This window comes from Synechococcus sp. CBW1108, from assembly GCF_015840335.1.
Taxonomy (GTDB): domain Bacteria; phylum Cyanobacteriota; class Cyanobacteriia; order PCC-6307; family Cyanobiaceae; genus Cyanobium_A.
This window is the reverse complement of the sequence record NZ_CP060395.1, coordinates 452,834-474,855: the sequence shown is the minus strand read 5'-3', so window position 1 is coordinate 474,855 and position 22,022 is coordinate 452,834. Positions and strand designations below refer to the sequence as shown.

Genomic DNA, 22,022 nt, shown 5'->3' with positions numbered 1-22,022 from the left:
GGCCAATCCGGCTGGGGCGAGGTGGATTGATCCTATGGAGAGTCTCTGGTGGCTGCTGCCCCTGCTGCTGGCCCTGGTGATCGGTGGGCTCTGTCCCCTGGCGGGCACCATGCTTTTGGTGCAGCGGCGGCTGTTTCTGGCCAATCTTGTCTCCCATGCGGTGTTGCCGGGCCTGGCGCTGGCAGTGGCCCTGCGGCTGGATCCCGGCCTGGGGGGAGTGATCACTGGGGTGGCTGGAGCCCTGCTGGCGGAGCGGCTCAGCCGGGGCGATCGCCCCGGGGAGGGGGGCGATGAGGCGGTGCTCAACACGGTGCTGGCCGGGTTTCTCGGCCTGGGGGTGCTGTTGATTCCCCTCCTTCACATCCGCGTGGATCTGGAGGCGGTGCTGTTTGGCGACCTGTTGGCCGCCGCGCCGGCCGACCTGTTGCGCAGCCTGCTGGCGCTGGCGGCGGTTCTGGCCTTGATTGCCCTTCGCTATTCCCATTACGTGTATCTGGGGGTGGATCCCCTCGGCGCTGCCGGGGCCGGCCTGCCGGTGCGGCGGCTGCGGCTGTTGCTCACCCTGGTGACTGCCTTCATTGTGGTGAGTGCCATGACGGCGGTGGGGGTGGTGCTGGTGATCGCCCTGATGGGGGCTCCGGCCCTGCTGGCCCTGGCAGGCGCGTCCAGCCTGCGCCAGGCCCTTGGGCGTTCGGCCCTGGTGGGGATGGCGATCAGCGGAGCCGGTTTTCTGCTGGCTATCCAGCCGGCGGTGAACTTGCCGCCCGGGCCCCTGATCGGCGTGCTCTGTATGGCTCTGCTGCCGTTTGCGGCCCTGGGGGCAGCCAGATCCTCAGCCCGCCGGTAGCCACAGGGCCAGGCGCACCGATTTGGCCTGGGGCTGGAGCCCCAGGCTGTGGCCATCGATCAGCACTGGCTTGGCACCATCGCGGTTGCGCAGGGTCAGCAGCAGCAGCTGGCGAGTGGGATCAAAGGCCATGGCGCTGCCGGGCTCCACCTCCCAGCCGGCGAGCGAGCGTTGACGCTGCAGCAGGCCGCGGCGATCCAGGGCCAGCAACTGGGGCTGGGCGCCCTGGCGCCAGTCGCTGATGACCAGCCACACCCGCTCACCTCCCCGGTCACAGGCGCTGGCCAGCACGGCCTCGCCGCCGATCCAGAGTTGCCGGGGCGGCTGGCCGGGTTCCACCAGCTCCAGGGAGCGCGTGTAATCGGGCCAGTGGCGCACCAGCAGGGCCCGGCCGCTCACCGGACAGAAGCTGCTCAGCTCGCGGCTGCCCGGCAGCACCTGGCGGCGCCCTGGTTCGCTGGGAAGGGAGTACAGGGTCAGCCCCTCCAGCTCCGGCACCACCATGGCGCCTCCTTCCGGCAGCAGCTGAATCGGCCCGGAGGCGGCCTGGTCCAGGCGTCGCCGCTTGCCGCTTGAGCTGATCAGCAGGGTCTGGCCAGGCTCCAGGGCCGTGGTCGATGCCTGCACCAGCAGGTCGCCGCGGCGATTGCTGCTCAGGTGGGCAAACAGCAGGGGCTGATCAAGGAGGGGTGTGAGCTTCCCCGAGATCGGGTTGCGCAGGCTGCTGGGTTCGCGCACCAAATTTTGTTGCTCCAGTGGCAACAGCCAAAGTTTGTGAGCGCCCTTGCCATCCCCGCTGAGCAGCGCCACACCGGAGCCGTCACCGAGGGGCAGCACGTTGGCCAGCTGGGGCCACACCGGGCCCAGGGCCTGCCAGCGCCCATCCCGTTGCTGCAGTTGCAGTTGCTCCCCTCCGGACACCGGCACCACCGCCAGCAGCCGGGGCCGGGGGTCCCAGTGCCAGCGCTGGCGCTGGAGTGGCAGGCCGCGGCGGTCGATCCCCGCCAGCAGCAGCTGCAGCGGGCCGCGGATGGTCTGCTGGGGTAGCAGCAGCAGGCGCAGGGGGTTGCCTTCCCCCAGCCAGGTGCTTTTCAGCTGGGGTGCCAGGGCACTGGAGCGCTCCAGGCTGGAGCGCTGCATCGGCCGGCTGAAGCGCAGATCCAGGGCCGCGGGGCCCGAGCTGGCCGTGGTGGACCTCAGCTCCAGCAGGCGGGGTGGCCGGCGCAGCAGCAGTTGTTGCTGAAGCAGGGCCAGGGCGATGCCCGCTGCCAGCACGAGGCCCACCGGGTTGGGGCCCAACCTTTTCATGGCTCCAGCGGCCGTCTGGGCCGGGGAATGGCGGCGATTCGCTCCGCCACCACCACATTGCGCTTCTGGCCGTAGTGCTCTTCCACCGCCATGGTGCCCCGCACCGCCAGCCAGCGATCGGCCTTGGGCACCTGGCCCGGGGGCCAGCGCACCGGCAGGCCCACCGGCGTGGCATCGGCCAGACAGCAGCGCACCAGCAGGCGGGCCAACTGGGGCTGGTCGCCCTTCTGGGGCCAGACAAATCCGCTGATCCGCACCTGATCCCCCTCATAGAGACCGGGGTCTGGCTGGCTGCGTAGCAACCGGACCCAGTCGGTGAGGCTGCGCTGGGCAGGAGGCAATACAAAGTTAAGGGCCTCCTCCTGGCCCAGTTCGGCCGGCCGGTTGGTGGCGAGGTCGCTGAAGGAGGGGTTGGGCGGGATTGCCAGCACCAGTAGGGCGACTGCGGCGCCCAGCCACCAGCCCCTGGGGGCGCCTGGCCGCCGGCCCTGCCCCCAGGCGCCTTTCAGCTGGGCGCCGGCCAGCACCAGCAACACCACACCGCTGAAGCCCACCAGGGGGTGGAACACCCCCCGCAACAGCAGATCCAGCCGCCCGCTGAGGCTGCTGCCCAGCAGCACGATCCCCCATAGGGCGAGGCAGAGAGCGGTCATCACAGCAGCAGCAAGTTGATCCATTGCCCCAGCACCAGGACGGTCACCGCTGCAGCGGCACTGGTGAGGGCGATTGCCTTTGGCCGGAGCAGCACGCGGAGCAGCCCGAGCAACTTCAGGTCAACCACCGGGCCGAGCACCAGAAAGGCAAACAGGGCCCCGGGGGTGATCTGGGCGGCGAATCCCAGGGCGAGAAAGGCATCCACGCTGGAGCACACCGAAACCACGACCGCCAGCAGCATCAAGCTGAGCACCGAGAGGGTGGGGGCTCCCCCCACCGCCAGCAGCCAGCTGCGGGGTAGCAGGGTCTGCACCGTGGCGGCGATCGCGCAGCCCAGCACCAGCAGCACCGCCAGATCCAGAAACTCGCGGCTGCCGTGCTGCAGCACCTCCTGCAGGGGTGGCCGGGGCGTCTTGTCCGGTAGCGCCTTTGGCGTCGCGGGGCCGACCAGGCCCGTGCGCCGCTCCAGCAGGCCCACCTCCGCCAGGGGCTGGTTGAGCCGCCGTTCCTCCAGCAGGGCCGGGTCGAGCAGAGCTGTTTCAGGCAGCAGGGGCAGCACGCTGGCCAGCAGCAGGGACAGCAGCAGGGCTCCGCCTGGGCGGGCCGCCAGCAGCCAGGCCTGGTTGGGGAAGGCGACCCAGGTGCTGGCCAGCACGATCGGGTTGAGTACCGGTGCGGCAAACAGAAAGCCCAGGGCGGTGCCCAGGGGGGCACCGCCAGCCAGGAGTCGCCGGGCCACCGGCACGTTGCCGCACTCGCAGGCGGGCAGGGCAAAACCCAGGGCAGCCCCGGTCAAGGGCCCCAGCACCGGGTGGCGGGGCAGCTTCTGCATCCACCGGCCCCCAGGGGCTAGCCAGCGGGCCAGGCTGGCAATTGCCACCCCGATCAGCAGAAAGGGCAGGGCTTCGACGAGCAGGCCCTGAAAAATGGCCCAGGCGGTGGCCAGCCAAGCCAAGCAAGATCTGCGGTTGCAAGCATCATCGCCGGCCAAGCCCAGGTCGCCGGCGCCCAAGGGGCAGAGGGGCAAGGGTCCGACCCAGCCTGGCCATGGCCTGCTCCAGCCCCGTTCCCGCTGCCGAGCTGCTGGCGGCGCTGCTGGTGAGCCAGCTCAGTCCCAGGAGCGGGGTGCTGGCTTCAGCCACAGCAGTGGCAAGCAGAAGCAAGCCATCAGGGGCCCGGGAGGCAGGTTGAATCCCAGCGCTAGGCCGCAGCCGGTGACGCCCACCACCACGCCCAGCCCGGCTACCAGGCGTAGGGCCTGCGCCAAGCTCTGGGCGCGTGAAAGAACTGCCAGAGAAGGGGCGCAGATCAGCGCCATCACCAGGGCTAGGCCCACGGCGGCGGTGGCACTGACTACGACCAGGACCGTGAGAGCGGCCATCATAAGCCGCAGGCCGCGCAGCGGCAGTTCGATCTCAGCGGCGCCCTCCGGGTCGAGCCCCAGCCACTGCAGCTGGTGGAAGCGCAGCCGCAGCACGAGAAGGAGTAGGGCCAGGGCCGCTAGCAGGCGCAGCAGGTCTGCGGGGCCTGCCACCAGCAGATCGCCGAACAGCAGGCCATCGAGATCCACCGGCAATTCCAGGCCCTGGACCAGGAGCACCCCCAGTCCGAGGCTGGCGGCCAACACGGTGTTGAGCACGGCCTCCGCCTGGCCGCTGCCGGAGGGGCGGCCCGCTATCAGCAGCTCGGCCAGGAGCACCGCACCCATGGCCCCGCCCATGCCCCCCAGCAGCTCCGGCCAGCCCAGGGCCTTGGCTATCACGACGCCGGGCAATACGGCGTAGGCCATCAGATTCGTGGTGAGCACTCGTTGCTGCACCACCAACAGCGTGCCCAGCAGGGGGCACACCAGGCCACACAGCCCGGCCAGGAGGAAGGGAATCAGCCACCAGGGCTCCATCAACACGTTCATTGCCGATCCCCTGGCCCCAGCTGGCCTTGCTCCAGATGCATTTGCGGCACCTGCTCCAGGCTGCTTGGTAGATCCCCGTGGGCGGTAAGAACCACCGCCGTTCCATCAGCCGCCAGCGCCTGGATCAGGCCGCCCAGCTGCTCGCGGCTGCGGTTGTCAAGGCAGGCAAAGGGTTCATCGAGCAGCAGCACGGCCGCCTGACGGGCCAGGGCGCGGGCAATCAGGGCCCGTTGTCGCTGGCCGCCCGAGAGGCTTGCGATCGGGGCTTTGGCCAAGGCGGCCAGACCCACCTGCTCCAGGGCGGTGTGGCTGCGTTGGGGGTGGCCGCCGCAGCCCAGGCCCACCAGGCCGGCCAGGGTGATTGGGTAGTGCCAGCGCAGGCTTGGGGCCTGGGGCACCAGGGCCAGTCGCCTCCGCTGGCCCTTTAGGGGGCGCCCGCATAGGCGCACCCAGCCTGCGGTGGGCTGCAATTTGCCTTGCAGCAGCTGCAGCAGGGTTGATTTGCCGGCCCCGTTGTCACCCCGTATCAGGGTGCATGAACCCTTCGTGACATCCAGGTTGATGGACCGCAGAACGGCGGTTTTGGCGTAGCCAAAGGCGAGCTGGCGAGCCTGAAGCAAGGGCGCATCCACGGGCGGAGCCAAGAAACAGCGGGGCCGGCGCCCCATGTGGCACCCATTGTGCCTGGCAATGAATGAGAATCGTTATCATTCGCTTGTGCTGCAGGGTGCTGATGTCCGTGGTTTTTGTCAGTCGGGTGTGTCGACCGGGGCTGCTGGGTGCGCCGGCGTCGGCTCTCGTCGCCCTGCTTGCCTGCCTGCCCCCTGCAGCTGCTGCCCCGGCTCCGATGGTGGTAGCCGCTGATGGTGTGCTCTGTGACCTCACCCGCACCCTCGCTGCCGAGCAGGTGAGGGTGCTCTGCCTGATCCCGGCCGGCGCCGATCCCCATCAGGCGGTCCTGCGCCCCCGGGATCGCCAGGCCCTGGCCGAGGCCAAGTTGGTGCTGGTCAATGGCTATGGACTTACCCCTGCCCTGCAACGGGTGAAGAGCTCGGCTCCGCGGGTGGCGGTGGCGGAGCTGGCTGTGCCGGAAAGCCCCGGCCGTGATCCGCACGTATGGCACAACAGCAGCCAGGTCGCCGCCATGGTGTCAGTGGTGGAAGATCGTTTGATCGCACGATTGCCACGTAGCGCAGCTTCGGGCGTGCGGCAGCGCAGCCAAGCTGCTCGCGCTGTGTTGGATGGGCTCGGCACCTGGACAGGTGCTCAGATCCGCACTGTGCCCGAGTCCACAAGAGTTCTGGTTACTGAACACCGTGCATTCAGCAGCTTTGCGCGGCGTTACGGCATCCGGGAATTGCCCCTGCTGGATGCCTACACAACTGCGGGCGTGCTGCGGCCCGCCACTCTCGCCGCGATGACCAAGGCGATTAGGGAATCGGGCACCCGTCAGCTGTTCGCCGAATCATCGCCGGTGTCGAAAACCCTGCGGCGGGTAAGTCGCAGTAGCGGGGTGCCGGTGAATCCCACCCCCCTGGTGGCCGATGGCCTGGCGCCAGGGCGCTCCACCGTGCAGACCGCCACGGGCAATGTCTGCACCTTCGTAGATGGCCAGGGCGGTCGTTGCGATCGCGCCGCTGCCGACCAGCTCGCCCAGCGCTGGGCTGCCATCCGCTGACCCGGGTCGCCGCATCAGCCCCCACCGCGCCCAACACCCCAGCTTCCAATACCCCAGTTTTGCCTGCATCAGCCATGCCTTTGTTTCGCCCATCCCCGTTGGCGCTGCCGCTTTTTCTGCTGGCCCCCGCTGGGATTGCCCTGGCCTGCGCCTTGCCCGCTCCGGTGCGGGCCCATGGCGCCGCCGGCGGCGCTGAGTTGGCTCCCGGCGAATTTCAAATGGCCCCGGTGCTCACCATCGAGGGCCATGCCGGCCTGGAAAACAACCTGGAGGATCGTCCCCGCCACTACGCCATCGATGGCCTGGTTGGTGTGGTGATGGAGTGGGGGCTGCCCAATCGGGGCAGTTTTGCCATCGAAGCCATGGTCGGCCCGGCCTTTGTGTGGGGGGAAGCTGAACATTTCTATGGCCGGGTGCATCAACACGATGATCACGACGACCACGACGATCACGATGACGCGGAGCACGATGTAGAGGAGGGCCATGGCGGTGCCCCTTTCCAGCGCGTCGACATTAAGGGGCAGCTGCAGGCCCGCTATGCCCCGAACGATCGTCTCTCGTTCATGGCCGAATGGAAGCCTTATTACGTCACCCGCAACCAGGGGGAAGACATCAAGGGTCTCAAGAATGAGGTGGGGGTTGGCGTGGTGTGGGCCTTGGGGGATGGCGATGTGAATTTTGCCCTGGGCGATGGCCTCGAAACCATTGCCGATGGCTTTTTTCTATCCCTAGAAAATCGAACGGGCTGGGAATCTGATGGCACCTACATTGGCAACTACACAGACCCATGGCTGGGCTTTGGATTCAATGTGGACAAGCTCAATGTGACCCTTACTGGGGGGCCGCGTTTCTATAGCCCCGGCAGCTACTCAGGCCTTTCCAGCCGCACCGACTGGGGTGGTGAGTTGGCACTGGAAGTGCCTGTGAGTCCCGGCACAGTCTTGTTCGCCCACTGGAAGCCGATCTACAGCAGCCAAGGGGGCGATGGTTGGGGCCGTGGCTGGCAGCACCACATCGGCACGGGGGTGACCTTCCGCTTCTGATGGTGAGCCGTGCCGTCACGCAAACCCCCGCGCCCGCTGCAGGGGCCTGCTGCCGGCGGTAAGAAAGTCAAAGCGATCAGTGCCGGGGTAATAGATGGTGTAGTGGACGCCAGCCCCGATGACGATCACCTGGCGCTTGGGAACGCTCTGCTGCTGGTGCCGTTGGCCCTCCAGATCCCGCACCTGCGACTCAATGCCGCCGCCAGTGAGTTCGATGCGGGTGAGCCGATCAAGACCAGTGGCAGGTCATGCAGACCTTGCGGCTGCGGGTGTTGAGCAGCACCTCGCAGTCGAGGTAGGGGAGGGCGGGCGCGCCTGGCATCCCACTTGGAAATGGCCACCCCGATCGAGGTCACGCGCCATGGCCGCACCGTTGGGCTCTATGTGCCCCTGCCCCAGAAGTCAGATCTCAGTGAGCACGAGCGACTGCTGGAAGCGGGTCGGTTGATGCAAAACGAGCTGCAGCGGCTAGGCCTGACAGAAGAGGAGCTGGCTGCTGACTTCAAGGACTGGAGGCGAGCCCAGCAGCAACAGGCCCACGCCTGATGGCAGAACGCAAACGGCTGGTGATCGACGCCAACATCCTCCAATCAACCTGAGCCCGGCCGGAGGCGCTTGGGCGGCGAGCTCTGTCCTGAAATGCTCATCGAACTCTCCATTAACACATGCTTACAGAAAGGTTGAGGCACTATTGCTGCACCTTGTGGCACTCGGCTGCCTGGCAGCGGCGTTTTGTTGATTCGATGCCGTTGTTCGGGTGAGGTCTGGCCTCAAGTTGCCCCGATTGATTTGTTGCATGCCGCTGCTCCGTTTAGTCTTATCGCCACTTCTTTTGGCCGCCACGCCTTTCCAGTCTTTGGTCGCCCCTGCACCTGCAACCGCGGCTGAACTGGCTTCGCTCAATAGTCGTGAGACCATCAATGACTACATGGAGCAGCAGGAGATTGACGAGCTCAAGGCCTGGCGATCCAAAAATCAGGTGACCAGCGTCAACCAGTTCTCCGACCTGCGCCCCAGCGACTGGGCCTATCAGGCCCTCACCAACTTGGTGGAGAAATACGGTTGCGTGGCGGGCTATCCCGACGGCACCTACAAGGGCGGCCAGGCCATGACCCGCTACGAAGCGGCAGCCCTGCTCAACGCCTGCCTCGATCGAGTCACCGAGGTGACCGACGAGCTGCAACGGTTGATGGATGAGTTCAAAAAAGAACTCGCCGTGCTCAAGGGCCGCGTAGATGGTCTCGAGGCCAAGGTGGGCACATTGGAGGCCCAGCAATTCTCCATTACCACAAAGCTTTCTGGCCTGGCGACGTTTGTTGTGGGGGGCATTGTCTATTCAGGCAGCGGTAAAAATAATATTCGGGATTATCGGGGCCAGCCAGTCGCGCTCCCTGAAAATGTAACTTTTAATTATGATTTACAACTCACTTTCGATACTAGCTTTACGGGCAAGGATCTGCTGCGCACAAATCTTCGTGCCGGCAACTTTGCCACTAGCGTCTTCGGCGGAGAGCCCCATGCTCTCGGAAATTCCGCAGAGCTAGAAATTGCTTTTGAAGAAGATACGGGCCCCAATATTGTGGGCATTGACAAGCTCTTCTACCAATTCCCCATCGGCAATCAATTCACCGCCACGGTGGGGGCGCGTGTCGGCCAAGAAGACATGCTGGCGCTCTGGCCCAGCGTCTATCCTGCTGATACGGTCCTAAACATCTTTACAGTTAACGGTGCACCAGCTGCCTATAGCAAAAATCTTGGCGCCGGTGCTGGCCTGTGGTGGCAAAATAATGGCTGGAGTGTGAGTGCAAACTATGTTTCAGCCCTTGGCTCGGATTCGACAAAAGGGCTCTTCACCACTGAGTCTGGTGCCATCGCAAGTGTGCAGATCGGTTATCAACAAGAGCAGTGGGGCCTGGCTGCGATTTGGTCATATGTGCAACCACTCACCCAGTTTGTCCCAGGTACTACTCCACTTGTGCATATCTCCATCGACCATGGAGAAGCAGTTGGTGCTGAAACCAATGCGTTCGGTATAAGTGCCTTTTGGCAGCCACTAGAAAGTGGCTGGATGCCTTCTGTGAGTCTGGGCTGGGGTATCAACAGCACAAGCTATGGCGTTTCTACGATAGGGAGACCCAGTGTCAGTCAATCCTGGATGGTGGGGTTACAGTGGACGGATGTATTTGTTAAGGGCAATGATTTTGGTTTTGCCGTTGGACAAGCCGTATTTGCAACATCGCTGACCGGCGGGGTTGACCCTGATGACAGCAACTATGTGTGGGAATGGTGGTACAAGTTCCAGGTCACAGATAATATCAGTATTACGCCCGCCCTGTTTTATCTAAGTCGTCCATTGGGGCAAAGAACTCCCGAAGGACAAGGCTTCAGTTCCCTTGGGGCTCTGGTTAAAACGACATTTAAATTCTAGTTGTAAGACTAAAAGCCCCGGCAATAAGTTGTCGGGGCCCTTGCTCTTTAGCTGAAGTCAGGTTTGGCCTGAATTCATGTTTGTTCTTGATTACCCATAAGCCTCCGCAACCCTGAGATCCCGCTCCGTGCAGGGCATGCAGCAACAGACCGCATTGGCAATGCGATCAGTCATCGCAACCATCGAGAAGCGCCGGTTGAACCGGAAGCAGAAGCCGCCCAGGTAGCGCCTGGCGTACTTGTCGAAATTGAAAGCGTGGAAGGTGCCGTTGAAGCCGGTCTTGAGGTTGCCCAGCACGGTGTTGATCCAACGGAACTGCGGCAAGTCGTTTGGGTGCTTCCCACCGGTGACGATGGCGTGATGGCTGCAGCCTGCCGTGGTCACGGCACGAAAGCAGGCCAGGCCATCGGAGAGCACCTGACTGCCGGGCGCCAGATGGCGCTTGGCCCACTCAGCGATGGCCTCTGAGCTGAAGCCACTCACGGCTGTGATCCTGGCGTGAATCAGCCGGCCCGCCTCATTCAAGGAGACGGCCGCGACGATGGGGATCTTGTTCTCTGAACCCCGACCTGCCTTGCCGCCCGGCAGTTCTCCGCCGAGGTAGGAATCATCGATCTGGACTTTTCCCCGCAGCAGGTAAGCCTCCTCCCGATCAGCCATCGCCCGCAGAATCTTGTGGTGCAGCAGCCAGGCGGTGTCGTAGTTCACGCCCAGGTGGCGGCTGAGCTCCAGCGAGGAGATCCCTGTTTTGGCCTGCCCGATCATGTAAAAGGCCAGAAACCAGGTGGTCAGAGGCAATTTCGTGGCCTGCATGATCGTGCCAGCCGTGAGCGTGGCCTGATGGCCGCAGCTGCGGCACTGATAGCGCTTGAGCCTGCGGCCATAGACCAGCCCATGCTCATGGCCATTGCAGCGGGGACAGCGGAACCCACCGGGCCAGCGCGCCTTCTCCAAAGCAGCCTCACATTGCACCTCGGTGCCGTAGAGCCGCTGGAAGTCAGGCAGTGAAAGGCCTTTCTGGAACTGGATGACGTTGCGCGCCATGACTGAACTGGTATGTGCGTACCAGTCTACGGCCCAGGCTCGCGGTGCGCGGAGCGAGCTGGGTAATCAAGTGTTTGTTTGGACTGGCTTAGTGTTGGTGCTGGTTGGCTGGGCTCCCCTCGGATGTGCCGAATCCCCAGGTTTCCCATGGCCTGGCCTCGGGGGTTTGCGATAGGAGCCTGATCCGCCGCCGCCGCAGGCTAGTAGCTCAGAAGTATGGGCGACGAAATGGCTGGTTTCATTTGAATAATTTATTGATATTTTTGCCGTTGTGGGAGAAAGTGTTGATATGGTAAGTGGGCTGGAACTGATAAGGAAGAGGCTAAGAATTAGGCCCATGGCTTTGTGTTGAGGTGGAGCAAGGCCCAGCGTTGGGATGCGCTGCAGTTGAAATGCAGCTCGCGGCTTTCTCCGCTTCCGCCAGTGTGGCGTAGGCCACCGGGTGTTACCGCGGCCAGATTGAGGGAGCGCTTCAACATGGGCGCTAATCGACAGATGGAGCCAAAGCCAAGGCTAACACATATCTCCAGTTAGAGGTGGTTGCTGGAGGGATATGCGCCTGTCGTTCAAGGCTCTGGATAAAATCTCAAGGTGTCTAGCTGATGGAGGGTTTATTGATGGTGCGCCGGCCCGATGACTCTGCCCGCCAAGCTCCGGGGCTTCGCATTGGTGAAGTGGCCAGGCGATCCGGCTTGTCGGTGAAAACTATTCGCTTTTATTGTGATCAGGGTTTGCTGAATACGGCCCGATCTGAAGGTGGCTATCGAGTGTTCAGTGGTGAGAGTCTGGTGGAATTGGAGATTATCCGGGCCCTTCGCTCGATGGATGTGCCGATCGCGGAGCTGGCGCGGATCCTGGAGGTGCGCCGTGCGGGTGTCTGTAATTGTTTGGTGTTAAAAGACAGCATCGCTGCCAAGATGACCTCCATCGATGCACGCCTCGAGGAGCTCCAGGCGATGAAAGCTGAGTTGGCGCGTTTGCTCACCAGCTGGCAGGAGTGCGGGGGCGTCAAGCCTGAGCCATCTGCTCGGGGTTGATCAGCCCCTGAACCACTCAGGTAGCTCCTCGTAGCAGGCGGCATTTTTCATATTTTCGCGGGCTTCGGTTTTCCAGCAGCAACTGCGTCCGCCATCGCGCTCATGCAGCAACGCGTTGGCCCAGCCCCAAACGAGTTTTGCGCTCGCTTCCATGCCGACGTTATCCATGACCCGTAGATCCAGGGCGCCCTGGGCGTGGAGATCCCGCCAGGTGGCGAGTTGTGGATCGTCGGCATTGACCAGGAAGGTGTGGTCAAATTGCTCCGCCAGTTGAGCCTCCAGGGCGCTCAGGCTGGAGAAGTCGACCACAAATCCGTTCTCGTCAAGGCTCCCGGCCCTGAACCAGAAACTGAAGCTGCGGCTGTAGCCATGCACGAAGCGGCAGTGGCCGCTATGGCGCCATTGGCGATGGCAGCAGGGGTAGCCGCTGAAGGTCTTCGAACAGGTGAAGGCGGCGGTCATCCCCTTGGTTGGCGGATTGTGCGGGAAGATTCAGGACAGAGATGGATCAGCAGCCCTTGCAGCAATCATTTCAGCCCCCGGATCCTGGCTTTTGTGGCTCTCTAGCCGCCACGCTTCACTTTAATGAGAAAGGCCTGATCCCCGCCGTTGCCCAGGACTGGCTCGATGGCGCCGTGTTGATGGTGGCCTGGATGAACCGTGAGGCGATCGAGCGCACCCTCGCCAGCGGCGAGGTGCACTATTGGAGTCGCTCTCGCCAGGAGCTGTGGCACAAGGGGGCCACCAGCGGCCACACGCAGGTCTTGAAGGGCCTGCGTTACGACTGTGACGCCGATGTGCTGTTGCTCACGATTGAGCAGAGCGGCGATCGGGCCTGCCACACCGGCGCCCGCAGCTGTTTCTTTGACGAGGGCCCCACCCCCAGTGGTGGGGGCCCGGGGGCCGCCCAGCCCCCAGCCGACGCTTGCACCGAGCTGATGCGGGTGATTGAGGGCAGGCGCGACCGGCCCGAGCCCGGCAGCTACACCAACAAGCTGCTGGAGGGTGGTGATAACCGCATCCTCAAAAAGATCGGTGAGGAAACTGCCGAATTCGTGATGGCCTGCAAGGACGCCAACGCCAACGAGATCGCTGGCGAGGCAGCCGATATGGTTTTCCACCTGCAGGTGGCCCTGGCCCACCACGGCGTCAGTTGGCGCCAGGTGCAGCAGGTGCTGGCGTCGCGGCGGGGGGCACCCCGCCGCGACTGAGACCATCAGCCCTGGCCTGCCGTGCTCAGCATGGCGGCTGCGATCCAGAGCACCAGCCCCGTAACCACAAACCCCCCTGTCGCCACGCCGTATTGCCAGATTTTTTGCACGGCAGGGGTGGGTTGGTTGGCCAGCCACTGCGGCCGGGCCCAGCCCGACCCCACCCCCCAGGGGGTCCCCCCGGCCGGTGCCCGACGGGCCATGGTGTCGCGCCAGTAGGCGTCGTAGCGCGGAGCCTGTTGGTTGAAAGGCATGGTGCCGGCTGAGTGACCGGGCAGCACCCTTGAGCGCTGGAAAGGCACCAGGTTGTCGCCGAAGGCGCCCAGGTATTCCGGCGAATTCAGCAGGGCATCCACAAAAGCTGGCAGGCCCTGTTCGGCGATCACGATTGACCAGGCGATGCGCTCGGATTGGCCATGTACCGGTCGACCGAGCACGCGCCCAACGACCTGTTCCACTACCCGGTAATTGCTGTTACAGCGGTAGAAATCCCGCGTGAATTTATCCGAGAGCAGTAGGGCACGAATGAAATCGCGGGTGCTGATCTGGCCTGAACGCAGCTGCGACTCCAGCACCGCATCCCGATCAACTTTGAAGGCGTGGAAGTAAATCTGCCGATAAGCTTGCTCGATCAGCCCATCGGCGGCGGCGCGGTCCCTTGATAGGCAGGCCGTGTCACTTTGCCTTGGGGTTTCCTCACCGCTGGCCAGGAAGCTGGACACTCGGGCGCTGTTGGTCAGTGGTTTGGTGGCCAGAACGGGGAGGGGCATTGGCTAGCGATGGGGGGATCTGGGTACTGGGAAACGTATGCGAACTGGCCGCCGGTTGGGCGGGAGGGCTCCCTGAACGACAGACAACGTCATGGGCCACAAGGGGCCTGGCCTGGATCGGCAGTGCCTTCCTGGCCCCCTAGCCCAGGCTGCTGTTGAAGCCACAGAAAGGTGGCCCGATCCCGGCCCGTTAGGGCCAGGATCGGCGTCGGCCCCGGCACCGCCGCCATGGCGTCTAGGGGTTGGTCGCTGTGGCCCCAGAGGCCAAAGGCATGGCCCAGCTCGTGGAGGGCTGTGGCCTGGATGGCCTCAGCCCGCTGGCCAGGGCTGATGCTCACCCGCACCCGAGGCTCGAGCAGGGTTTCGCCGCCCCGTTGTACCGAAGCCAGTTCCAGTTCGGCGCGACCATGGCTGGCCCTGCCGCCCTGCAGGGGTGGTCGGCGCCGCAGCAGCTTCACCTGGGCCTGTTCAGGGCTCCCAGCCCGGCTGATGGCCACCAGTTCCCCCCAGCTGGCCAGGGCGGCTTCCACGGCTTTGAGCCAGGCCTGATCCCAGCGGGCTGCGGGGCCGATTGCGGCAACGGGCTCAATCCAGACGCACCACTGGCGCAGCCGCGGCCAGCCATGGGGGGTGGGCTCGAGCCGGTGGCGATAGTCACCAGCGGCTCCCTTGCCTTGCTCGGCTGGCGCAGGTGCTGGCAGCAGCCAAAGGCTGGCCACCAGGAAAATGGCGCCCCAGATCCGAACCACTCCCCCTCAGCTGGCCGGAAGTCCCACACCGCGGGCCATCAGGGTGGCCAGCAGGGGCACCAGGGCAAAGCCCACCAGCTCGATGTTGAGGATCCAGGCCAGGCGGCCGGCGAGGGCTTCGCTCACCTGGGGCAGTTCACCCTTGCGCAGCGGAATGGCCCAGAGGATGTAGGTGACGGTGGGGTACAACGACAGGCCGCCCACCCCGAGATAGATACCTACTTTCCACCAGAAGAGTGGATTCTCCGTATAAAAATCGCTGCCCTGGCCGAAGTAGAGCACCCGTAAAATCCCACTAACCAGCAGGGCCAGGGCGGCCAGGCCGTACACCACATCGGTGATCACCATCAAGGTGGCATCGGCCTTGCTGGGATTCGCCTTGATCAGCCGCCGCTCCAGCACCAGGGCTCCGAAGCAGAGCATGAAGCTGAGGTAGTGCACGTAGGCCACCCCGGCCCGGGAAAGCACCTCAGGTGGAATGGCGGCTAGGCCAGGCATGCTGGAGCGGGCAATTGCACGTAACGCTAACCAATCGTGCTGGCTGATCAACCTTGATGGAGGAGGCCGGCAAGTTGGAAGCTTTTCTGCTGGTTTGATTGCGGCTGCGGATTGCCCCTAGCTTAAAAACACCGCTTCGGTCAACCATGGCGAGCTCCCTGAGCGCCTTTCTCGGTGAAATTGGCCGCCATCAATTGCTCACACCGGATCAGGAGCTGACCCTGGGTCGCCGGGTGCAGGCCATGGCCCAGCTGCAGGAGCGTTGCCGCGAAGCCGGCGGCAGTGGCCCTGCCTGTGCCTATGACGACCTTGAACGCAGGACCCTCAAGACCGGCGAGCGGGCCAAAAATCAGATGATCACCGCCAACTTGCGGTTGGTGGTAAATCTGGCCAAGCGCTACCAGAACAAGGGCCTCGATCTGCTGGATCTGATCCAGGAAGGCACCCTGGGCCTGACCCGTGCCGTTGAGAAATACGACCCCACCAGGGGACACCGGTTCAGCACCTACGCCTACTGGTGGATTCGTCAGGGTCTCAATCGGGCCTTGTCTACCCAGAGCCGCACGATTCGCATCCCGGTGAATGTGAACGAAAAGCTCACCAAGCTCCGCGCTGCCAAGGCTCGCTACCTCCAGGCAAATGGCGCGGCTCCCGGGCCAGCCCATCTCGCCCAGGCGATGGATCTGCCGCTCCAGGAGGTGGAAGACCTGCTCGGCTGTGAACTGCGCAGCATCACCGTCAGCCTGCAGGGTGTGGTGAAGTCGAAATCCGATCCCTCCGAATTGGTGGATGTGCTGCCCAGCCCGGAGTTGGCACCGATGGAGCGGGCGGAGTTGGCTGAACGCACTGCCATGGTGTGGACCCTGCTGGACCGGGCCAACCTCACCGCCAAGGAGCGCGCCGTGCTGATGCTGCGCTTCGGCCTCGACAGCAGCCATGGGTGGCGCACCCTGGCCGAAGTGGCGCGGCAACTGGATTGCAGCCGTGAGTATTGCCGCCAGGTGGTGCAACGGGCCCTGGCCAAGTTGCGGAAAACCGGCATTGAGAGTGGGTTGGTGGTGGTCGACTAGCTCCCGCTTGGGCTTTGAATGGCGCTGTTGGTTGCCGTGCTGGCCATGAGCGAATCCGTAGACGCCCAGGTGCTCGACAGCACCGTGGTGGATGAGGCGTTGCTGCTGAAATTGCTGCGCCGTGCCGGTCGCACCATCGCCCGCCCGGCGCTGGAATGTCTGGAGCTTCTGCTCGACCCCGACACCCCTGTCACGGCCAAGTTCACGGTATTGGCGGCCCTCACCTACCTGCTGGTGCCCCTGGATCTGATTCCCGATTTCATCCCTGTTGCGGGTTTCAGCGACGATCTGGTGGCAGTGACGGCCCTGCTTGGGCTCTGCGCCAGACACCGCACTCCGGCTGTCAGGATGCGAGCCCAGCGTCGGTTGGATCGCTGGTTCCCCATGAATCGCTGATGGCGCAGGCCACCCTTACCGGCGACCAGCTTGAGGATCTGCAGGGGTTCATCAAGGATTGGCTAAGGCACACCGGGCGCACCCAGGCGGACCTGCGCCGGGCGCTCCATGCCAGCTCGATACGCATGCCCGTGCTGCTCGATGTGCTGCAACGAACTTACGGCCGTTTGGGGCTGGCGGGCCTGGCCGAACAGCTTTGCGCTATTGAAGATCTCTGGCAGAGCGAGGATGGAGTCTTTGAGTCGGACGCCGATGGGCTGCCGGGCTTGGAGGCTTCCCTAGGGCAGCTGGATCTGCTGTTGCAGGAGATACGTCAAGACCAACAATCCTGAGCTTTCCCGCCAGACTGAATCAGCCAGCACTGATCCCGCGATGCCTCCCATTGGCTCTCTCTGCCAGAACCTGATCCTCACTGGTGTCATTGCCCTGCTAGGGATGGTTGGAGGTACTCCTGCTCTTGCCCAGGCGGAGAGCTTTCTGGTGGGCCCGGGCAGTTCCGTGGGGCCCTCCACCAAGGTGAAGGCCAAAAACTGCGTCACCGGGCCGGATGGATCGATCACTTGTGATACCCAGCTGGAAAATTCCCCCAGCGATACCCAGGCCAAACCGATCTATGACCAGTTCAAAAATTAATACAACAATCAATTCTACCCATCCATGACCAGGCTGCGTCGCTTTTTTGAGGACAACACCTACCTCAACTTGGTGGACCGCAGCGAGCAGGCCCTGGCCAAGGTGCTTGGCCTGGTGCTGCTGGTGGTGATGGCCGCCGCCACCATTCAGCTGATCGGCACAGTGATCCTGGCCCTCAGCCAGCCAGGTACTCCTTGGCTTGCCAGCAAGCTCAACCTGGTTTTGGGTGATCTGCTCACCCTCTTGATCGCCGGGGAGGTGCTTCAGAACATCATCTCCTACCTGCGCCGCCATGTGGTGCAGATTGAACTGGTCTTGCTCACCGCCATGACAGCGGTGGCGAGGAAGGTGATCGTGCTGCCCCCCGGTTCCGAGAACAAGCCCCAGCTTCTAGCTGGTCTTGGCATTGCCGTCCTGGCCCTGGCCGCCGCCTTCTGGTTGATGCGCAGCCTCAACCTTCGCAGGCCTGGTGCCAGAACAGGGCCAGCCAGATGGATCCGGGATCGGGATCCGTAGAAACCAGCCGGTGACGGCGGTGGGCCGATATCAGCAGGCTGTCGCCCTGGCATAGCTCCCGCGGCCGATCCTCCCCTTCAAGCTGGATCTGGGCGCTGCCCTGGAGCAACACCACCCATTCGTGCTCGGCCTGGTCATACCAAAAGTCTGGTGGGCTGCATGCCTGGCAGGAATGGATTCGCTCCAGGCGCCAGCTGGACAGCTTGAGCAGCACTTCGCTGCGCTCTTCTCCAGCGGCCGGGCAGGCCTGGGTGAGCAGGTTGGGAGGGTCTGGGGCGGCGGGAGTCTTTTCCCCCCAGCGCTGGCCTATCTCAAAGCCCCGACTGCGGGCCAGGGCCACGACCGCTTGGTGGGTGCTGCAGTCCGTCAGCTCCTGGCGTAGGCCGGGGTCGATCTCGCTGAGATCGATGAAGCCATTCAGCTGGCGTACCTTTTCGAGAAATTGCTGCAGCTGGGCTTCAGCCACCTGTCTACCTCCACCTTTGGGTTGCCCAGCCCTCAGATGGGCTGGTTTAAGGATTTGATCATCCGCCATCGAAGGAAGGCCTCGCCTGCAAAGATCACCCTTTCTTCGTGGTCGATCTGCCAGCCCATCCGCAGCAACAGCGGCTTCGACAATTGACTCGCTTCGGTGTGCAACAGCTGGCAGCCCTGTTGCAAGGCATGGTTTTCCAGGCCTACAAGTATTGACCCGCTCCGGCCCTGGCGACAGGAGCGGCCACGGCAGTAGAGCAGGGAGAGCCGTTCGATTGGATCGAGCAGGCCAAAGGCTTCCACCACCCCAGCATCAGTGGGGTTACAGCTGGCCAGGCCATACCCCCTGATAAGTGCCTTGGCCAGAAAATGACTCCGGTGGGCATGGTTTGACCAGGCGCCAATCTGGGCGGAGCTGTAAAGGGGCTTGGCCTGGGTGATCACGGCATCGCGATACACCTCTTTGAGCTGATCTAGATCGCTCTCAACCAGCACACGTAGGCAGGGGGGAGTCTTCTGGATTGGAATTGATTTCAATGGGTTGGCAAGCACTGGCCATGGTGTACATTCTGAATGTAATCACTGGGCCAGGCCCTTTCATTCCCCTAATCCCCTAAATCAATGCTGATAGGATCTGAACTGCTTGCCAAGGTCAAAGAGCTCGGCGATGTGGGTAAATCGGAGATCGTCCGCTCCTGCGGCTATGTTTCAAATAAGAAGGACGGCGGAGAACGGCTCAATTTCACGGCTTTCTACGAGGCCCTGCTCGAGGCCAAGGGCGTCGACCTCGGCAGCACCGGCAAGGTCGGCAAGGGCGGGCGCAAGCTTAGTTATGTGGCCACGGTGCAGGGCAATGGCAACCTGTTGATCGGCAAGGCCTATACGGCCCTGCTCGACCTCAAGCCCGGCGACGAATTTGAGATCAAGCTGGGCCGTAAACAGATCCGCCTGATTCCTGCCGGCTCGGCCGACGAAGACGAAGAGTGATTTGCCGGCTCGCCCTCGGGCCGCACCCAATCTTGGCTGGGCTCCGGCAGCCCGGCACCTACGGCAGCGTGATCACGCTGCCGTTTTTAGTTGCGAATTCCTGATAGTCCGCCGGATTGCAGGACAGCAGGATGATCTGCGCTCCCTTTGCCAGCCCCCGCCCGAGCATGCGATGCAGCCCCCCCAGGCGCCTGGGGTCGCTGTTGGTGAAGGCGTCGTCAAAGATCAACGGCAGGCAACCGTCGTAACCAGGCAGCAGCACCTCGGCCAGGGCCAGCCTCAGGGCCGTGGCCAGCTGTTCGCGCATGCCCCCACTGAGCTGCTCAAAGCCATAGCGCTGCATGCCCTGTTGCAGCTCGAAATCGCCAAAGCCGCGCTTCGGATCAAAATCAAGCCGAACCTGTTGATCCCTGCTGCCCAGATCCTCAAGGTAGGGACCAATCGCCTCCTCCAGGGGTTCGCGATAGCGCTGGGAGAATTCCTGCCGGGCTTTGTGAAATAGCGATTGCAGGATCTGCAGGGCCAGGGTCTGGCGTTCGATGGCTTCCCGCTCACCCTGGGCGCTCTCCAGCCTGGCGAGGCATTGTTCAACCGCTGCGGCCGGATCTTCAACGCTGTGGCTTAGACATAGTTGCTCGTTCTGGCCGCGGCTGGTGAGCAGGCCATCCTTTTCGGCATCGAGTTGCTGGATCAGCTCCTCGATCCAGTTTTCCTTGCCGTGAGCGGGCTGGCTGGCGGCGCAGGCTTCCGGTAAAAGTTCCCGCAGGGATTCCTGCAGCTCGTCTAGCTCGCCCGCCTGGATGTGCAGCTCTTGCCTGCGGTGTTCCAGGTCTGCTGCAAGGGCTGCCTGGGTGCCGTGGAGCTTTTCGAGGGCCAGCTGCCGTTGCTTCAATGGGGCGAGGGAGCCGCCGAGCTCGGCTAGCTGCCTTTCCAGTTGGCTGCAGGCAGCGATCCGATCGGCCAGCTGTTGGCGCCTTGCTTGCAGCCCAGCTTCTAGCTGCTGGCGGAGCAGGCCTGCCTGGCTGCTCTGGTGCCGCAGTGCATCCAGCCAGCTTTCCAGGCTTTCCCTCTGGTCTGGCAGTCCCTCCTCCTGGGCGATGGCTAGGCGCAGCTGCCGATGGCGATCGAGATGGCGCAGCAGGCGCTCTCGCCGGGGTTCGAGGGCGCCGATCTGCTCGCTGAGCCGGCTCCAGGGGATGGCGCCAGCTGCCTGGCGCAGGCGGGCCAGTTCCCGCTCCAGCTCCTGGCGTTGCCCCGCAATCTGCTCAGCAGCCTCGCTGCTGCCGACCCCGGCCTGCTGCTGCAGGTTGAGCAGGGACTGGGCACGGGCCTCCAGCGCTTCAGCTGCTTCCAGGTTTGCCTTGCCCCCACCAGGGCTGATTCGCAGCCGCACGCCGCTGCCGATGCTGAGCTCGGCGGCGCGGCTGAGTTGCAGGGTTTCACCCGGCAGGAGTGGCTGGCCCCCTACCGTCACCGCTTGGTCGGCATCGAGCAGGGCAACGGCGGTGGCCATTGCCTGGCTGCGGGCCTGGGCCTGGGCCAGCTGTTGTTCCGCCTGTCTGAGGGCCCGGACCGTTTCCTGATCGATCGGTGCCAGCTCCAGCAGACGTTGCTTGCACAGCTGGGCATCCCGTTGAAGTTGCTCGAACTGCTGTTGGTGAGCGTTCAGCTGCCGGGCTTCCTCCTCAAGGCTGGCGAGGTCGAGCAGTTGCTGGGCCAGCTCAAGCCGCCCTGCCAGCTCCCGCTGCTGGCCATCGAGCTCCAGCAGGGCCAGCTCCCCAGCTCGGCAGCCGGCTTGGTGGGTGGTTTGCTCCTCCAGCAGGCTGGCCAGCTGCTGCTGCCAGGCCTGCTGTTGGGCCTCCAGGTTGAGGCCTTGCTGCTGGAGGGCCTGCTGCTCAGCCAGGGCCAGCTCCAACTGGGCAAATTGTTGCTGCAGGGGGCCGATCTGGGCCTGGCGCAGGCGGAGCTGGCCCGCCAGTTGGCTGGCCCGCCTCAGCCGGGGCCTTTCCACCGTGTCGATGGCCTGCAGCCTTGCGCCGATCCGCTGCAGTTGCTCCATGGCCGATTCCAGCTCAGCCCGGTGGCCCTGGGCCTGTTCCAGGGCTGAGTGGGCCTCCTGGCAGCGCTGCCGCGCCTCGGCCAGGGGGGAGCCGGCCTTCACCTTGCCCGTGGCGGTGAATTGCAAATCCAGCCTGGCTTGCAGCTGCTCCCCCACCAGCCGATCCAGGGGCGATTCCAGGGCCGCTGCGGCCCCCCGTAGCTGTAACTGCTGCACCAGGGATTTGAGGTCATAGGCCTCGCCTGGGCCGGCCAGCAGGTTGCTGCCCGACTCTCCCTGACGCACCCAGAGGTGGCCCCAGCGCTGGGGCAACTGGCCGTGCCTGCGGCCCTCAATCGGCCCCTCCACGCCCAGCAGGCGGGCCAATTGCTCCTCGGCGGCAGCCCCCTGGAGGGCTACGCCGCCGTCGCTGCCCAGCTGGCAGGTGCCACTGGCGCCGGAAAAGCGTTTGCGCAGCTCCCATCGGGCTCCGGCCGCCTCGAAGCCCACTGCAATTTCCGGCAGGCCGCTGTGCAGGCGTGAGCGCAGCTCGTCCACCGCCCGGCCGGTGGCACTTGCCCGCAGGAAGAGAACCTTATGCAGGGCCTCTACCACCGTGCTTTTGCCGGCCTCGTTGGCGCCGCCCAGCAGGGTGAAATGGGGATCAAAGCGCAGCTCCAGATGCTGATGGAGGCGCACCTGGCGCAAGCTGGCATGGAGCAGGCGCAT

27 protein-coding genes are annotated in these 22,022 nt (G+C 64.1%); 13 read left to right on the top strand and 14 right to left on the bottom strand.

The window, feature by feature from the left end; translation table 11 throughout:
• The first annotated feature begins 34 nt into the window (after positions 1-34).
• Positions 35-847: a metal ABC transporter permease gene (locus tag H8F27_RS02490; RefSeq protein WP_197151011.1), complete on the top strand. Its 813-nt coding sequence runs from the start codon at positions 35-37 to the stop codon at positions 845-847.
• Here H8F27_RS02490 and H8F27_RS02485 read toward each other — a convergent pair.
• From H8F27_RS02485 to H8F27_RS02465, 5 genes are all read right to left on the bottom strand, one after another.
• The gene (locus tag H8F27_RS02485) at positions 833-2,155 is read right to left on the bottom strand and encodes a hypothetical protein (RefSeq protein ID WP_197151009.1); all 1,323 of its coding nucleotides are present in this window, start codon (positions 2,153-2,155) and stop codon (positions 833-835) included. The two genes, H8F27_RS02490 and H8F27_RS02485, sit on opposite strands and share 15 nt — an antisense overlap.
• Positions 2,152-2,808 carry a TIGR03943 family protein gene (locus H8F27_RS02480; protein WP_231596473.1) on the bottom strand — a complete coding sequence of 219 codons (657 nt, stop codon included), beginning with the start codon at positions 2,806-2,808 and terminating at the stop codon, positions 2,152-2,154. The genes H8F27_RS02485 and H8F27_RS02480 overlap by 4 nt, the downstream gene beginning before the upstream one ends.
• Positions 2,808-3,764 (bottom strand): permease, encoded by a 957-nt coding sequence (locus tag H8F27_RS02475; protein WP_197151006.1) that lies wholly within the window; start codon positions 3,762-3,764, stop codon positions 2,808-2,810. Before H8F27_RS02475 ends, H8F27_RS02480 begins: the two co-directional genes overlap by 1 nt.
• A 153-nt stretch (positions 3,765-3,917) precedes the next feature.
• A complete protein-coding gene (locus tag H8F27_RS02470; protein WP_197151004.1) occupies positions 3,918-4,721 on the bottom strand; it encodes a metal ABC transporter permease in 804 nt (267 codons plus the stop codon).
• Positions 4,718-5,365, bottom strand: coding sequence for a metal ABC transporter ATP-binding protein (locus H8F27_RS02465; protein WP_197151002.1), 648 nt, complete (start codon positions 5,363-5,365; stop codon positions 4,718-4,720). Before H8F27_RS02465 ends, H8F27_RS02470 begins: the two co-directional genes overlap by 4 nt.
• A gap of 89 nt (positions 5,366-5,454) precedes the next feature.
• On the opposite strand from H8F27_RS02465, the gene H8F27_RS02460 reads away from it, so the two are divergent.
• Positions 5,455-6,399, top strand: a complete 945-nt coding sequence (locus H8F27_RS02460) for a metal ABC transporter solute-binding protein, Zn/Mn family (protein WP_197151000.1) — start codon at positions 5,455-5,457, stop codon at positions 6,397-6,399.
• Positions 6,400-6,473: 74 nt separating this feature from the next.
• Positions 6,474-7,442, top strand: a complete 969-nt coding sequence (locus H8F27_RS02455; RefSeq protein ID WP_197150994.1) for a hypothetical protein — start codon at positions 6,474-6,476, stop codon at positions 7,440-7,442.
• Positions 7,443-7,457: 15 nt separating this feature from the next.
• On the opposite strand, the gene H8F27_RS02450 is transcribed toward H8F27_RS02455, so the two are convergent.
• A complete protein-coding gene (locus H8F27_RS02450) occupies positions 7,458-7,625 on the bottom strand; it encodes a hypothetical protein (protein ID WP_197150992.1) in 168 nt (55 codons plus the stop codon).
• Positions 7,626-7,775: 150 nt separating this feature from the next.
• Here H8F27_RS02450 and H8F27_RS02445 point away from each other — a divergent pair, with 150 nt between their 5' ends.
• Positions 7,776-7,988, top strand: coding sequence for a prevent-host-death protein (locus H8F27_RS02445; protein WP_197150991.1), 213 nt, complete (start codon positions 7,776-7,778; stop codon positions 7,986-7,988).
• Between the two features lie 250 nt (positions 7,989-8,238).
• On the top strand, positions 8,239-9,870 hold the full coding sequence (locus tag H8F27_RS02440; protein ID WP_197150989.1) for an iron uptake porin: 1,632 nt from the start codon (positions 8,239-8,241) through the stop codon (positions 9,868-9,870).
• A gap of 90 nt (positions 9,871-9,960) precedes the next feature.
• On the opposite strand, the gene H8F27_RS02435 is transcribed toward H8F27_RS02440, so the two are convergent.
• Positions 9,961-10,914 (bottom strand): IS1595 family transposase, encoded by a 954-nt coding sequence (locus tag H8F27_RS02435; RefSeq protein WP_197147974.1) that lies wholly within the window; start codon positions 10,912-10,914, stop codon positions 9,961-9,963.
• 617 nt (positions 10,915-11,531) lie between these two features.
• Between H8F27_RS02435 and H8F27_RS02430 the strand changes: the two genes are divergently transcribed.
• Positions 11,532-11,951 (top strand): MerR family transcriptional regulator, encoded by a 420-nt coding sequence (locus tag H8F27_RS02430; protein WP_231596472.1) that lies wholly within the window; start codon positions 11,532-11,534, stop codon positions 11,949-11,951.
• On the opposite strand, the gene H8F27_RS02425 is transcribed toward H8F27_RS02430, so the two are convergent.
• On the bottom strand, positions 11,952-12,413 hold the full coding sequence (locus H8F27_RS02425) for a 6-carboxytetrahydropterin synthase (protein WP_197150987.1): 462 nt from the start codon (positions 12,411-12,413) through the stop codon (positions 11,952-11,954).
• A gap of 41 nt (positions 12,414-12,454) precedes the next feature.
• On the opposite strand from H8F27_RS02425, the gene hisIE reads away from it, so the two are divergent.
• On the top strand, positions 12,455-13,162 hold the full coding sequence (hisIE, locus tag H8F27_RS02420; RefSeq protein WP_197150986.1) for a bifunctional phosphoribosyl-AMP cyclohydrolase/phosphoribosyl-ATP diphosphatase HisIE: 708 nt from the start codon (positions 12,455-12,457) through the stop codon (positions 13,160-13,162).
• Positions 13,163-13,167: 5 nt separating this feature from the next.
• On the opposite strand, the gene H8F27_RS02415 is transcribed toward hisIE, so the two are convergent.
• The 3 genes from H8F27_RS02415 to H8F27_RS02405 form a co-directional block, all read right to left on the bottom strand.
• Complete coding sequence (locus tag H8F27_RS02415) at positions 13,168-13,932, bottom strand: phycobilisome rod-core linker polypeptide (protein ID WP_197150985.1); 765 nt, start codon at positions 13,930-13,932, stop codon at positions 13,168-13,170.
• An 89-nt stretch (positions 13,933-14,021) separates the two neighbouring features.
• Positions 14,022-14,681 carry a peptidase gene (locus tag H8F27_RS02410; RefSeq protein ID WP_231596471.1) on the bottom strand — a complete coding sequence of 220 codons (660 nt, stop codon included), beginning with the start codon at positions 14,679-14,681 and terminating at the stop codon, positions 14,022-14,024.
• Positions 14,682-14,687: 6 nt separating this feature from the next.
• Entirely contained in the window at positions 14,688-15,179 is a 492-nt protein-coding gene (locus tag H8F27_RS02405) for a DUF2214 family protein (RefSeq protein WP_197150984.1), read from the bottom strand.
• Positions 15,180-15,325: 146 nt separating this feature from the next.
• Here H8F27_RS02405 and H8F27_RS02400 point away from each other — a divergent pair, with 146 nt between their 5' ends.
• Genes H8F27_RS02400 through H8F27_RS02380 form a run of 5 tightly spaced genes read left to right on the top strand, consistent with a single transcriptional unit; the run spans position 15,326 to position 17,794 of the window.
• Complete coding sequence (locus H8F27_RS02400) at positions 15,326-16,249, top strand: sigma-70 family RNA polymerase sigma factor (RefSeq protein ID WP_197150982.1); 924 nt, start codon at positions 15,326-15,328, stop codon at positions 16,247-16,249.
• Positions 16,250-16,267: 18 nt separating this feature from the next.
• Complete coding sequence (locus tag H8F27_RS02395; RefSeq protein WP_231596470.1) at positions 16,268-16,645, top strand: YkvA family protein; 378 nt, start codon at positions 16,268-16,270, stop codon at positions 16,643-16,645.
• Complete coding sequence (locus H8F27_RS02390; protein ID WP_197150980.1) at positions 16,645-16,977, top strand: hypothetical protein; 333 nt, start codon at positions 16,645-16,647, stop codon at positions 16,975-16,977. The genes H8F27_RS02395 and H8F27_RS02390 overlap by 1 nt, the downstream gene beginning before the upstream one ends.
• A gap of 40 nt (positions 16,978-17,017) precedes the next feature.
• Entirely contained in the window at positions 17,018-17,278 is a 261-nt protein-coding gene (locus H8F27_RS02385) for a hypothetical protein (protein WP_231596469.1), read from the top strand.
• Between the two features lie 24 nt (positions 17,279-17,302).
• On the top strand, positions 17,303-17,794 hold the full coding sequence (locus H8F27_RS02380) for a phosphate-starvation-inducible PsiE family protein (RefSeq protein ID WP_197150979.1): 492 nt from the start codon (positions 17,303-17,305) through the stop codon (positions 17,792-17,794).
• On the opposite strand, the gene H8F27_RS02375 is transcribed toward H8F27_RS02380, so the two are convergent.
• Positions 17,730-18,260 carry a Nif11 domain/cupin domain-containing protein gene (locus H8F27_RS02375; RefSeq protein WP_197150977.1) on the bottom strand — a complete coding sequence of 177 codons (531 nt, stop codon included), beginning with the start codon at positions 18,258-18,260 and terminating at the stop codon, positions 17,730-17,732. The two genes, H8F27_RS02380 and H8F27_RS02375, sit on opposite strands and share 65 nt — an antisense overlap.
• 32 nt (positions 18,261-18,292) lie before the next feature.
• Positions 18,293-18,763 (bottom strand): GNAT family N-acetyltransferase, encoded by a 471-nt coding sequence (locus H8F27_RS02370; protein ID WP_231596468.1) that lies wholly within the window; start codon positions 18,761-18,763, stop codon positions 18,293-18,295.
• Between the two features lie 126 nt (positions 18,764-18,889).
• Between H8F27_RS02370 and H8F27_RS02365 the strand changes: the two genes are divergently transcribed.
• Positions 18,890-19,255, top strand: coding sequence for an AbrB family transcriptional regulator (locus H8F27_RS02365; protein WP_197150976.1), 366 nt, complete (start codon positions 18,890-18,892; stop codon positions 19,253-19,255).
• A 58-nt stretch (positions 19,256-19,313) separates the two neighbouring features.
• On the opposite strand, the gene H8F27_RS02360 is transcribed toward H8F27_RS02365, so the two are convergent.
• On the bottom strand, positions 19,314-22,022 hold the full coding sequence (locus H8F27_RS02360) for an AAA family ATPase (RefSeq protein WP_197150974.1): 2,709 nt from the start codon (positions 22,020-22,022) through the stop codon (positions 19,314-19,316).